The organism is Dolichospermum sp. UHCC 0259 (genome assembly GCF_009711935.1).
Taxonomy (GTDB): domain Bacteria; phylum Cyanobacteriota; class Cyanobacteriia; order Cyanobacteriales; family Nostocaceae; genus Dolichospermum.
The window spans coordinates 1-11,468 of record NZ_VIKX01000152.1 but is presented as its reverse complement, the minus strand read 5'-3'; the positions used below and the strand labels follow the sequence as shown (position 1 = coordinate 11,468).

The 11,468-nt window shown below is 37.6% G+C and carries 18 protein-coding genes and 1 pseudogene; 13 read left to right on the top strand and 6 right to left on the bottom strand.

Annotated features, from left to right (window positions below; genetic code table 11):
* Positions 1–1,052, top strand: a 1,052-nt coding sequence (locus tag FJR05_RS12025) for a peptidoglycan DD-metalloendopeptidase family protein (RefSeq protein ID WP_217385579.1), incomplete at its 5' end; no start/stop codon positions are given.
* Positions 1,053–1,354: 302 nt separating this feature from the next.
* Positions 1,355–1,921 carry a transposase gene (locus FJR05_RS12015; protein ID WP_168644300.1) on the top strand — a complete coding sequence of 189 codons (567 nt, stop codon included), beginning with the start codon at positions 1,355–1,357 and terminating at the stop codon, positions 1,919–1,921.
* A gap of 56 nt (positions 1,922–1,977) precedes the next feature.
* Here FJR05_RS12015 and FJR05_RS12010 read toward each other — a convergent pair whose 3' ends face one another.
* A complete protein-coding gene (locus FJR05_RS12010; protein ID WP_168644299.1) occupies positions 1,978–2,133 on the bottom strand; it encodes a hypothetical protein in 156 nt (51 codons plus the stop codon).
* A gap of 11 nt (positions 2,134–2,144) precedes the next feature.
* Between FJR05_RS12010 and FJR05_RS12005 the strand changes: the two genes are divergently transcribed.
* Both FJR05_RS12005 and FJR05_RS12000 read left to right on the top strand, forming a co-directional pair.
* On the top strand, positions 2,145–2,390 hold the full coding sequence (locus FJR05_RS12005; protein WP_168644298.1) for a DUF1902 domain-containing protein: 246 nt from the start codon (positions 2,145–2,147) through the stop codon (positions 2,388–2,390).
* A 1-nt stretch (position 2,391) separates the two neighbouring features.
* Positions 2,392–2,589, top strand: a complete 198-nt coding sequence (locus tag FJR05_RS12000) for a type II toxin-antitoxin system HicA family toxin (RefSeq protein ID WP_168644297.1) — start codon at positions 2,392–2,394, stop codon at positions 2,587–2,589.
* 227 nt (positions 2,590–2,816) lie between these two features.
* Here FJR05_RS12000 and FJR05_RS11995 read toward each other — a convergent pair whose 3' ends face one another.
* Entirely contained in the window at positions 2,817–3,101 is a 285-nt protein-coding gene (locus FJR05_RS11995; RefSeq protein WP_168644296.1) for a hypothetical protein, read from the bottom strand.
* Between the two features lie 48 nt (positions 3,102–3,149).
* Here FJR05_RS11995 and FJR05_RS11990 point away from each other — a divergent pair, with 48 nt between their 5' ends.
* From FJR05_RS11990 to FJR05_RS11970, 6 genes and pseudogenes are all read left to right on the top strand, one after another.
* Positions 3,150–3,386 (top strand): hypothetical protein, encoded by a 237-nt coding sequence (locus FJR05_RS11990; protein WP_168644295.1) that lies wholly within the window; start codon positions 3,150–3,152, stop codon positions 3,384–3,386.
* The gene (locus FJR05_RS27950; protein ID WP_371416882.1) at positions 3,379–3,591 is read left to right on the top strand and encodes a hypothetical protein; all 213 of its coding nucleotides are present in this window, start codon (positions 3,379–3,381) and stop codon (positions 3,589–3,591) included. The genes FJR05_RS11990 and FJR05_RS27950 overlap by 8 nt, the downstream gene beginning before the upstream one ends.
* Before the next feature lie 12 nt (positions 3,592–3,603).
* On the top strand, positions 3,604–3,813 hold the full coding sequence (locus FJR05_RS27945) for a type II toxin-antitoxin system VapC family toxin (RefSeq protein ID WP_371416883.1): 210 nt from the start codon (positions 3,604–3,606) through the stop codon (positions 3,811–3,813).
* Between the two features lie 188 nt (positions 3,814–4,001).
* On the top strand, positions 4,002–4,205 hold the full coding sequence (locus tag FJR05_RS11980) for a type II toxin-antitoxin system HicB family antitoxin (protein WP_168644294.1): 204 nt from the start codon (positions 4,002–4,004) through the stop codon (positions 4,203–4,205).
* Complete coding sequence (locus FJR05_RS11975) at positions 4,202–4,408, top strand: type II toxin-antitoxin system HicA family toxin (protein WP_168644293.1); 207 nt, start codon at positions 4,202–4,204, stop codon at positions 4,406–4,408. Before FJR05_RS11980 ends, FJR05_RS11975 begins: the two co-directional genes overlap by 4 nt.
* A 100-nt stretch (positions 4,409–4,508) precedes the next feature.
* Positions 4,509–4,640 (top strand): annotated as a pseudogene (locus FJR05_RS11970) (pyridoxamine 5'-phosphate oxidase); the annotation flags it as partial.
* A gap of 24 nt (positions 4,641–4,664) precedes the next feature.
* Here the strand turns inward: FJR05_RS11970 and cysE are convergent.
* Together cysE and FJR05_RS11960 are read right to left on the bottom strand one after the other, a co-directional pair.
* Complete coding sequence (gene cysE, locus FJR05_RS11965) at positions 4,665–5,417, bottom strand: serine O-acetyltransferase (protein ID WP_168644292.1); 753 nt, start codon at positions 5,415–5,417, stop codon at positions 4,665–4,667.
* Between the two features lie 158 nt (positions 5,418–5,575).
* The gene (locus FJR05_RS11960) at positions 5,576–7,294 is read right to left on the bottom strand and encodes a DUF3352 domain-containing protein (protein WP_168644291.1); all 1,719 of its coding nucleotides are present in this window, start codon (positions 7,292–7,294) and stop codon (positions 5,576–5,578) included.
* Between the two features lie 30 nt (positions 7,295–7,324).
* Here FJR05_RS11960 and FJR05_RS11955 point away from each other — a divergent pair, with 30 nt between their 5' ends.
* Positions 7,325–7,684, top strand: a complete 360-nt coding sequence (locus tag FJR05_RS11955; protein ID WP_168644290.1) for a rhodanese-like domain-containing protein — start codon at positions 7,325–7,327, stop codon at positions 7,682–7,684.
* Positions 7,685–7,787: 103 nt separating this feature from the next.
* Here FJR05_RS11955 and FJR05_RS11950 read toward each other — a convergent pair whose 3' ends face one another.
* The gene (locus tag FJR05_RS11950; protein WP_168644289.1) at positions 7,788–8,807 is read right to left on the bottom strand and encodes a class I SAM-dependent methyltransferase; all 1,020 of its coding nucleotides are present in this window, start codon (positions 8,805–8,807) and stop codon (positions 7,788–7,790) included.
* A gap of 449 nt (positions 8,808–9,256) precedes the next feature.
* Here FJR05_RS11950 and hrcA point away from each other — a divergent pair, with 449 nt between their 5' ends.
* Both hrcA and FJR05_RS11940 read left to right on the top strand, forming a co-directional pair.
* Positions 9,257–10,333, top strand: a complete 1,077-nt coding sequence (gene hrcA, locus FJR05_RS11945; protein ID WP_168644288.1) for a heat-inducible transcriptional repressor HrcA — start codon at positions 9,257–9,259, stop codon at positions 10,331–10,333.
* A gap of 12 nt (positions 10,334–10,345) precedes the next feature.
* Positions 10,346–11,011, top strand: coding sequence for a DUF2834 domain-containing protein (locus FJR05_RS11940; protein WP_168644302.1), 666 nt, complete (start codon positions 10,346–10,348; stop codon positions 11,009–11,011).
* Positions 11,012–11,027: 16 nt separating this feature from the next.
* Here FJR05_RS11940 and FJR05_RS11935 read toward each other — a convergent pair whose 3' ends face one another.
* The gene (locus FJR05_RS11935) at positions 11,028–11,399 is read right to left on the bottom strand and encodes a hypothetical protein (protein WP_371416881.1); all 372 of its coding nucleotides are present in this window, start codon (positions 11,397–11,399) and stop codon (positions 11,028–11,030) included.
* Between the last annotated feature and the right edge of the window lie 69 nt (positions 11,400–11,468).

The window sequence follows — 11,468 nt, the reverse complement described above, 5'->3', positions numbered from 1 at the left end:
CTTATACCCCTCGTAGTTTATATGCCATGAGTTCTAATAACTATAACTTTAAAACAGGCGATTTTAATGGGGATAGTAAAACAGACTTAATTCATTTTGTCAACAATGATTCTGTCGTTGTTTGGTTGTCTAATGGGGATGGAACTTTTAATGCTGGTCAGCCTTATACCCCTCGTAGTTTATATGCCATGAGTTCTAATAACTATAACTTTAAAACAGGCGATTTTAATGGGGATAGTAAAACAGACTTAATTCATTTTGTCAACAATGATTCTGTCGTTGTTTGGTTGTCTAATGGGGATGGAACTTTTAATGCTGGTCAGCCTTATACCCCTCGTAGTTTATATGCCATGAGTTCTAATAACTATAACTTTAAAACAGGCGATTTTAATGGGGATAGTAATATGGCTGCGAATTATGCTGAAGATAATGATTCTACATCATATATGACAATTAGTTCACCCAACGGCGGGGAATCTTTACAAGCAGGATCAAGTTATAATTTAACTTGGACTGATAATATTGCTGAAAATGTCAATATTGACCTTTATAAAGGTGGTAATTTCTTAACAACTTTATTTAGTAATACGGCTTCTGATGGTAGTGAAAATTGGACATTACCTACTAATTTAGCAGTAGGTTCAGATTACTCAATTAAGATTACCAGTGTCAATAATGGTAATGTTTATGACTGGAGTAATGGTAATTTTAGTGTTGTTGTGGTAACACCACCGCCACCAGTTTGGGAAAAACCATTAGATAGTTATACAGTAAGCAGTAGTTTCGGTACACGAACATACTGGGATGGAAGCCAATGGGTGACTAATTACCATACAGGTATTGACTTAGCTGCTCCCAGTGGAACTCGAGTTGAAGCAGCTAGGAATGGTACGGTGGTTTTTGCTGGTTGGAATAATCAAGGTTATGGAAATTTGGTGATTATTGATCATGGTAATGGCTTGAGAACCTACTATGCTCACCTTAGTTCGATTAGTGTTGGGGTAGATACAGCCGTCAACACTGCCACAGAAATTGGTAAAGTAAGTAGGTAAACATAATAAAACCAATATATGTTTAGTTTTGTGAAACCCGTAAAACAACCTATTTGTAAGGCATTCATTGAATTTACATTTCGTCACATACCTTTAAATTTTTCGGTTTACCTACTTAGGAACGACAGGTAATTCTACAGGAAACCATCTTCACTTTGAAGTTCGTCAAGATAACGTTGCCAAAAATCCTCTAGATTACATCAGCTTGTAGTCATGTTGTTGGGTAGGGGTTTAGCACTGCTAAACCCCTACGATATCGGGTATAATATCCTATAAAATCAAGGTAATTCCCCAATATCAAAATGTCCTATAATCCCCAAATTCACCATCGCCGTTCCATTAGATTGAAAGATTATGATTACACCCAAGAAGGTGCATATTTCATCACAATTTGTACCAAAAACAAACAATGTATTTTTGGTGATATCAAACAAGGGGAAATGCAATTAAATTTATTAGGCACAATTGCCCGCGACTATTGGCAAGAAATACCTCAACATTTTCCCCATATTAAATTAGATGTCTTTGTGATTATGCCAAATCATATTCATGGCATATTATGGATTATTGAAAAAATTAAAACGATAAATCAGCAACGAAATTTTGGTGAAATGATTTCTGGTTCAATTCCTTGCGTGATTAGGTCTTATAAAAGTGCTGTCACTAAAAAGATTAATCAAATATGCAATCAAAAAGGTATATCTTCCGTATGGCAAAGAAATTTTTATGAACACATTAATCAGGATGAAAAATCATTAGACACGATTAGAAACTATATTATTCATAATCCTTTAAATTGGGAAAATGATCCGAATAATATTGGTCAGGTTTATTATGATGGTACATTGTTATTAGATGTGCCTTTTTAAGTTTAGGGTTGATCTGTGGGTGTTTAGAATTGTAGGGGTTTAGCACTGCTAAACCCCTACGTTTGGATATGGTGGGAGTGCGATCGCTTTTGGGACGTGGGAGTGCGATCGCTTTTTGGGATGATGGGAGTGCGATCGGGGCAACATAAATTATTGAGAGCGATCGTTCCTGGGATGAGAGGTATAATTGGGGGATGCGATCGTTGTGTCATGGTGTACGTTTATGAGTGAATTATCTTTAAAAGTCCATGCTTTCTGGGATGAAGAGGCTCAAGTCTGGACTGCCTCTAGTGAAGATGTACCCGGCTTAGTAACAGAAGCTAGTTCTTTAGACGATCTAACGCAGAAGCTCATGATTATGGTTCCAGAACTTTTAGAACTGAATCAAGTGATCTCAGGTGATTCAGTTCAAGAAATTTCAATCGATCTCATTAGTCAACGGATTAGTAAAATCCTAGTGAATGTGTGATATGGCAAAATCATTTACTCCTGAAGTTAAGAAAATCCTTGATGGAGCAGGTTGCTACTTTGAACGAAGTGGCAAAGGAGATCATGAAATTTGGTACAGTCCACTCACACAAAGAAGATTTGTGGTTGACCAATCTATCAAATCTCGGCACACAGCTAATGCAGTTCTCAAGCAAGCCGGATTACCTAAAGCCTTTTAGAATGATCGTTTTTAAGGGAGTAAGGACGATAGCACTCACTTGTCGGGTTGCTTTTTGGGATATAGGAGTGCGATAGCGAAGCGCTCCGTAGGAATCGCTTTTAGGATGATGGGAGAGCGATCGCTTTTTGGGGATGTGGGAGAGCGATAGCGAAGCGCTCCGTAGGAATCGCCTTTTTTGGGATGATGGGATGCGATCGCTGTTGTAGGGATATGGGAGGGCGATCGCTATTTGGGATGATGGGATGCGATCGCTTTTTGGGGATAATGGAGACGCTTTTGGGAGATGAGGGGATGTGCGATCGCCTTTTTGGGGATGATGGGATGCGATCGCTGTTTGGGGGGATATGGGAGAGCGATCGCTGTTTGGAATGATGGGAGGGCGATCGCATTTTCTAGAGAGATGAGGGGAGAGCGATAGCGTAAGCGCTGACTTGTCAGTTCGCTGTTTTGGGAATGTGGGAGGGCGATCGCTTTTGGGGAAGATGTGGAAGTGCGATCGCTTTTTAACAAGGAGATTGAAGGCGATATAATGGCAGTAATGCAGTATAGGAAAAAGTTATGATTCAAACCTTAGATGCTCTGTTCGATGGTGCAGCCCTTCTTCCTGAAGTACCTTTAAACATCAAATCAGGTACGCGAGTTCGGATTATTGTTGAAAGTCTGTTACCAGATGAAAAACCAAAACCAAAAACATTCTTGCAAACTGCCAAATCTTTAAATTTACGAGGTAAGCCAGACTGGTCAACCAATATAGACCAGTATTTGCATGAGGAAAATATCTCAGAAAATGAATGAAATTTTTTTAGATACATCTTTTGCGATAGCTTCGCTCGCCGCAGGCATCGCATTATCCGCAATTACAGATCAAAATCATGCCAGAGCAGTTGAGCTTGCTGAACAAATTGAAGCTCAAAATTCTTATCTCGTTACAACTCAAGCGATTCTACTAGAAATTGGCAATGCTCTTTCTAAGCAAAGATATAGAACTGCCGCAATCTAACTTCTTGAATCCCTGGAATCAGATCCAAACGTTGAAATAGTTCCTCTAACTAATGAACTATACAATGCTGCTTTTCAATTATTCAGAAGTCGTCAAGATAAAGAATGGGGATTGGTTGACTGCATATCATGTATTGTGATGCAAAATCGGGGAATTACTGATGTGCTAACTGCGGATGAACATTTCAATCAAATGGGATTTCGGGCGTTATTAAGAAATTAATGAAACAAGAATAGTGAAGCTGACCGAAGTATCGCTTTTTGGAGATGATGGGATGCGATCGTTTTTTGGGATATAGGAGAGCGATCGCTTGTTTTGGGATATGGGAATGCGATCGCTATTAATGGGGAAATTTTTGGAAATTAATCTGTTAAAATTGGTTCAGGTAAACAACTGCAAATATAAAAGCAATGAAAATCAAAGCCGTTATTTATCCTGCTGAAGAAGGTGGTTATTGGGCTGAAGTACCTGCTTTTCCAGGCTGTATAACAGAAGGAGATACAATGGAAGAGTTAATTAATAATCTTCAAGATGCTATACAAGGTTGGCTAGAAGTAGCAAATGAAATCCAAAAAACAGACCCTATCTCACAAGTGATAGAAATTGCAGTATGAAATCAATTTCTGGCAAAAAACTATGTAAAATTGTGGAGAAAAAAGGCTGGATTCTCAAAAAAATTACAGGAAGTCACCATATTTATGAAAAGCCTGATGAAAGTAAAATCATCTCTATTCCCGTACATAGAAATCAAGATTTAAAACTTGGTACTTTAAAATCAATTATGAAAGTAGCTGAATTAGTAGAAGATGATTTCTAATTAAGACTTATTTTTTAGGTTATGGAGGTGTGATAGCGAAGCGGTGCTGCAAGCAGTTCGCTTTTTGGAGATAATGGGAGGGCGATCGCTTTGGGAATTAGAAAATTTTTGTTTATTATTACTTGAACCAGTAAAAGTAGATCATTTAGAATTGCGGGGTGAACCACAAAATAGATGGGTTTATCACCGGAATGAAAACCAAGAATGGTTAACTGAAGCAATAAACCCGTAATTTCAATTTTTGGTGTTTAATTTCCTAGATTCCTGCACCATCAAAAAATTCCTGAATCTGTTTATCTCTGATATTACAAAAATTGTGTTCTTTTGGTAATTCATCTTCTGGAAGGAATTTACCAACTAAAACTGGAGTTTTGGCGGGAGTTTGCAAAGCTTGAATTTGTTCTTCTAAGGCTTCAATGCGGTCAACTAAGGTGCGAATTACTTGGGCTTCTGAGTCTGGTAAATTGCTGTGTTCTAATGGTGCAACCCGGACTCCAGAACGGTAGATAATGCGACCAGGAACACCGACAACGGTACAACTAGATGGTACATCTCTCAATACCACTGAACCGGCACCAATGCGGACATTATCGCCAATTTCGATGTTTCCTAAAACTTTTGCACCGGCACCAACGACGACATTTTCGCCTAATGTGGGGTGACGTTTACCGGTTTCTTTACCTGTTCCCCCCAAGGTAACACCTTGATAAATCAATGCGTAGTTGCCGATAATGGCTGTTTCCCCAATTACTACTCCCATTCCGTGATCAATAAATACGCCTTCACCAATTGCTGCCCCTGGATGAATTTCTACACCTGTTAAAAACCGGGCAATGTGAGAAACCAAGCGAGGGAAAAAAGGAAGACCAAGACGACGCAACCAGTGTGCAAAGCGGTGGAAAACTAGGGCTTGCAAACCTGGATAGCAAAACAAAACCTCCAACCAATTCCGGGCTGCGGGGTCACGTTCAAAAATAATGCGAAAATCGGCACGGAGTCTAGAGAACATTGAGATAGTACCCTTGATAGCACAACAAGCTACTTTCTCATTTTATCGTGACTTGGTGATTAGGGACTGGTAATTGGTGATTGGTGATTGGGGACTAAATCATCTATGCCTTAGATACTAAGGCTTCTGGACTGTTAAAGTGTAGTTAATTCTGACATTTAATGCAGTTGTAAGAATACTCCGCTTTTGAGTGTTCCTGGTTCGCTGCTATAACTACTGACTGTCAGGGATTTTAAATTATCAAAGAGTGGTTTACCTAACACTTCTGCAAGTTTAAGCAAGGGTAGTTGAGGTTTGAGAAGATTTTGACTATTTTCCCAGTCGAGATAAATATACCCTTGGTTGGGTTGGGGAATTGTGGCAATACTGTTTTGAAATTGGGGATTGTCGAGGAGGGATTTTTGTTTGTGATTCAAAACTTTTTTGAGGGTTTTTAAGTCGGAACTGAAAATTTCATAGTTATCTAAGGTTGTATGCACTCCTTTAATTTTCGTGTCCACATTAATGGTTGTGTTATTTTCACTTGTGGCTGTAATTTTTGTCCAAGCTGATATTTTTTGTTGATCTAAAGTTAGGGAACTAAGGTTAAAACCACTTCTGGTGGCAATATTATTTAAATGTGTGATTCCTGCTGCTAATTCTGGGGTTTTTTCGCTGACAAATAACCAATGAGGGGTTGTATTTTCTGAATTGGGTAATAAAGCTAAAGCGTATTCTCCCGTTACCCAATTGAAAATATCTTCGCTAAAGTTTAAATTCCAATTGTGTTGGATTTTTGCTAGGGGTTGTAGTAATCGGGCAGTACCATCTTCACTAGAACCGTAAATGCTTGCTGTTACTTGTTTCCACAGTTTTGCGACATCGCTATTATCTAGTTTACTCAAATTTGTGCCGGCGATCGCTAAAGCTGTTGATTCTGGAATATACTGTAATGCTCCCACAGGTTGAGATAGTGGTAAAGATGAAGGTACAACCTGGGAATTTGCTAAAAATGTACTTTCTGTGAGCAACCCTTGGGAGTTGAAAACGAAAGAGAGAATTTGGCTATTATAAGTTGATTCTGCTAATTCCAATCCTTGCCATTTAGCAACTTCTGGCAAATTCAAGAAAGTTATCGCTACAGCATTTTTAGAGATTTGTTGAGTAGCTTTTTGATATTCTAGAGAACTAATTAAGTTTAAATCTGGTGCTTGTAAATTATTAATTGCTTCTTTGATTACTTGAGGATGATTAGCCAGCAAAACAAAATTATTAACAACTGCACCAGCTAAATTATTTTGGATTTTGGATTTTGGATTTTGGCTGTTTACGGCTGGTAAATATTCAGGATTATCATAAATAACCTTGACACCCTTGTAACGTTCAATTCCTAAATTAGTCCCACTAAAAGCCCGTTGAGAAAATAACAATTCCAAAAACTCACGGCTTTTCTCCGGTGTTGTACTTGCAAGTGCCATTAAATACCCAGTTTGTAGTCCGTTGTCTGGATCACGGTCTATATCTATGGTAGTTGCAGCTAGGGTAATTTCATCACTCAACCAGGGTTTAATATCATCTTGATAATCTATGTTACTTTCTGCCAGTAGACTATTTTTGAGTTGAGAAAATTCTCCTTTTGGTGCTATTTTCTGTAAACCGTCGGGATTGACCAATAATGAAACCATTGCTGGTGAGGACTTGGAGACAAATATAGCCGCAGCGGGTTGAGAGTTGCGAACTATAAGACTAACTGGACTTTTCTGTGCAAACCAGGAGAATTTAGCTACGCAAACTAGTACAAGCGTGATTATGCCAGCTATAAGAAAGCCAAGTTTAATATTTTTTGTTAAGTTTTGACTGTTCACATTCTTTATATTTTCTAGCTTTTCTGCAAACATGAATAGTATAGGATTTTTTAGAAAAACTGCATGACAAATACATCATTTGATCAACCCTTTTCCGAAATTACTGTTGAGGAACTAGCCGAGCGGCTTGAAAATCATGAAGGAACGCTTCAGTTAATAGATGTGCGTGAACCACAGGAAATTGCCATATCACGGCTAGATGGTTTTGTCAATCTTCCTTTGAGTGAATATGAGCAATGGAGCCAGCAAGTACCTGTCCGCTTTGATGTTCATGCAGAAACTCTGGTTCTCTGTCATCATGGTATCCGTTCGGCTCAGATGTGTCAGTGGTTAGTTACTCAAGGATTCACAAATGTTAAAAATATTAAGGGTGGGATTTCCGCTTATTCGATTTTAGTTGATCCTTCAGTTCCCCAATATTAGGGAATATACTTAATCAAGGGCGGGGAAACCCCGCCCCTACGGATGCAACGATCAAAAAATGTACCTCATCACAGTAGTAATTATCTGCGCTCAAAGTTCAAATTCATTGAGTTGAACTTTCTTCTAAAGGTCGTTCTAAGATGAATTTATAATATCCAAAGGCTTCCCCTTTAGGCCTGACAGTGAAAGGCATTAAAAAACCAGCAATAGAATTTCTAATTAAATATTTAGGCAACAGATAAATAAGTATTTTGACTTGCCAGGATAATGAAAAAAGTTTCAATGATAATTTTTGTAATTGTAATAATGTCGGCTGAATTGCTAAAGAAATATCTTCAATAGTTTGAACTTGAAAGCCAATTGATTGGACGATAGAATTCCAATCATTAATTTCTGAAAATCCATGACGAACAGCCATTGATATTTCTACAAGTTGGGTTGCGGTTTGCTGTAATTTAGGAAGTTGTGAAAATTTAATTTTACGATAGCCATCGAATATAATTAATTGTCCACCTGGACGCAGTACACGAAAAATTTCTGCCAGTGGTGTTTCTGCTTCAGATGCGTGACATAAACACTCAAAGGCAAAAACAATATCAAAAGATTGATCTAAAAAGTTAAGGCGATTAAAATTACCTTCTTGAAAAGATAGGTTAGAGAATTTATTTGCTTTTCTATTTGCTATTTTAATATGCGATGGTGTTAAATCAATTCCAGTAAATTGGACTTCTGGATACTGCTGGGCTAAAAAACAGCTATTAAATCCTTTACCGCATCCTAATTCTAAAACGGTCTTGGCATCAAGTTTACGAATTTGTTCAGCAACTACTCGTGGTTGAGCATAATAACCATCTGGATCAAATATACCATCAGGATTTAGTGCCATGTGGATAGCATCTTGTCCAGAGTGATAGATTTGATAACCCCATTCACTTTGGGTATAGTAAGATATGGTAGCATCTGCATCAAATTCTTTTAAAACCGCCTCACAATCAAAAAGCTCGTCAATTTTGGCGATCGCATCTTCCAGGGTGAGTTGACTAGCCAGAGTAGCATAGTCCGGCTTTGATTTCCCAGTCAGGAGTTTAATAATGATATTTTTAAAGAATTTATTTACTGCCATAGGTATTTGCAAAAATATGATTAATTTACTATAGCAGTCCTATTGCGTAATTTTGACCATTCAGCTAATGCCTAACGCCACGCTATCAGCCAGCCCTAATTATGGTTATATAGTGGAATTAGTGATGTGACACACTGCAACCTGGGGATTTTCAGCCAATATTTTTATCAAGTGAGATTGTGTAGTTAAAACCACAACTTATGTTAACGAACTATGAGATAATACGGAAACATATAGAAATTCATCCTCTTTTGGATTTCAGCTATGTAGTAATGACAAATGCAGCAAATAAATGCTGAAGGTAAATTTTGTGTTTAATCAATACAATATGAGTATATAATCTGCTATCTTACTTTAATTAATAATTAATTCTTTTTTCCGTTTTTGTGGCGAAAACCACATTTTTTTCCAATTTTGATTAAGATTTGCCTTCAGTAAAAAAATCACTTATGCAAGTTCATCTGACTAATCGGCAACAAAATATACTTTATGCAACTGTACGTCATTATATTAGCACAGCCGAGCCTGTTGGTTCTAAGGCTCTAATTGAAGGATTTGATTTGGGTGTTAGCTCGGCTACAATTCGCAGTGTGATGGGTGTTTTGGAAAAATCAGGGTTACTTTATCAACCACATACTTCTGCGGGTAGAATTCCTTCTGATTCTGGTTATCGTATTTATGTTGATCAATTAATTAAACCATCAGAAACTTTAGCGAAAGAGGTAGAAACTGCATTACAAAAACATCTTCATTGGGAAGATTGGAGTTTGGAGGCTTTATTACAAGGTGCTGCCCAAATTCTCGCAACATTAAGCGGTTGTATTACTTTAATTACGATGCCGCAAACCACAACGGCAAAGTTACGACATTTGCAACTGGTACAAATTGAATCAGAGCGGATTATGTTAATTGTGGTGACAGATAGTTATGAAACTCATTCTAAGGTGATGGATTTATTTTCACAAAACTCAGAAAATAAACCAGAAGCGGAGGTAATTGATCATCAATTGCAGATTGTTTCTAACTTTTTAAATAGCCACTTACGAGGACGGAGTTTATTAGAAATAGACTACTTAGATTGGAGTGAATTGGCTCAGGAGTTTAGAGTTTATGGTGAATTATTAAAAAGTTCTCTAGTGGAATTGACTCACCGCGCTTTAGCACCAACAACTACACAAATTATGGTAAGAGGGATTGGAGAGGTTTTACGACAACCAGAGTTTTCCCAGATACAGCAGGTACAGACAATTATGCAATTGCTGGAAGAGGAACAAGACCAACTTTGGCATTTAATTTGTGAGGATACAGAAATGGAGGATGCCAATAAGTCTAAGGTAACGGTGCGAATTGGGACAGAAAATCCTCTCGAACCTATTCGGACTTGTACTTTGATTTCGGCTATTTATCGGCGGGGTTCTGTGCCGGTGGGAAGTGTGGGGGTTTTGGGTCCAACTAGGTTAGACTATGAGAGTGCGATCGCTGTAGTTGCAGCAGCAGCAGATTATCTCTCGGAAGCTTTTCGTTAATTTCCATAAATCATCATGAGAAAAATTACTTTTGGTCTATTATGGCTAGGATTTATTTCCTATGCCTTTTTCTTTGCTCCTCCTGAACAGCCTGATACTTTTGAGTTAATAAAAAACCTCTCTACAGGCAATTGGCAAGGCATTAATCCCTTGATTATATCTTTATTTAATATCATGGGGATTTGGCCTTTTATATATAGTGCTGTAATCTTTTTTGATGGTAGAGGTCAAAAAATCCCAGCTTGGCCATTTGCTAGTGCTTCTTTTGCTTTAGGTGCTTTTGCTCTTTTACCCTATTTGGCTTTAAGAGAACCCAATCACAAGTTTATTGGTGAAAAAAATTTATTTCTCAAAATCCTAGATTCCCGCATTTTAGGAATTTTATTAACTATAGGTGCGGTAGTTTTATTAGCATCTAGTTTTCAAGGAAATTGGGGTGATTTTGTCCACCAGTGGCAAAATAGCCGATTTATTCATGTGATGAGTTTAGATTTTGTGATGTTGAGTCTATTATTTCCCACATTATTAGGAGATGATATGACGCGACGGGGTTGGAAAGATAATCAGTTATTTTGGTTATTTACAATACCCTTATTTGGAGCTTTGATTTATTTGTGTGTTCGTCCACCTGTAGAAATAGAAAATAAAATAGGAGTTGAGAAATCAATAATCCTCTAACTCCTAAACAATAAAATCAAAAAGGTGAGTATCCAGTTGTGAACATTTTATAACCAGAGGTAATACAAATTAAGGAGAGAAAAAATTGCCATAAACTGGTAGGACTAAGAATTGCACGACTACTAATAAATACCGCCATAATACCCACAGAAATAGCAATCCATCCCAGATTTTTCATACTTTCTGAGAAGAAAACTAGCATCAGTACACCTAATGTTAGCGCTAACACTGAAATATCAGCGGAAATTCCTCGCCACCAGTAAGGATAGACGTTGGTTGTAAAAAATATATTTTTCCCAACTAAGTAAATACCTAAAATCAGTAACCCAAAGCCGGCAATTCTCATTAAAAAGCGCATAATTACCCTAATTAAGATGTTTACGTTCAATTATAACTTTATAGGTAACTGTTCACACTCCCCCACTAAAAAGGAATTAGGAAGTAACAGGGATAGGAG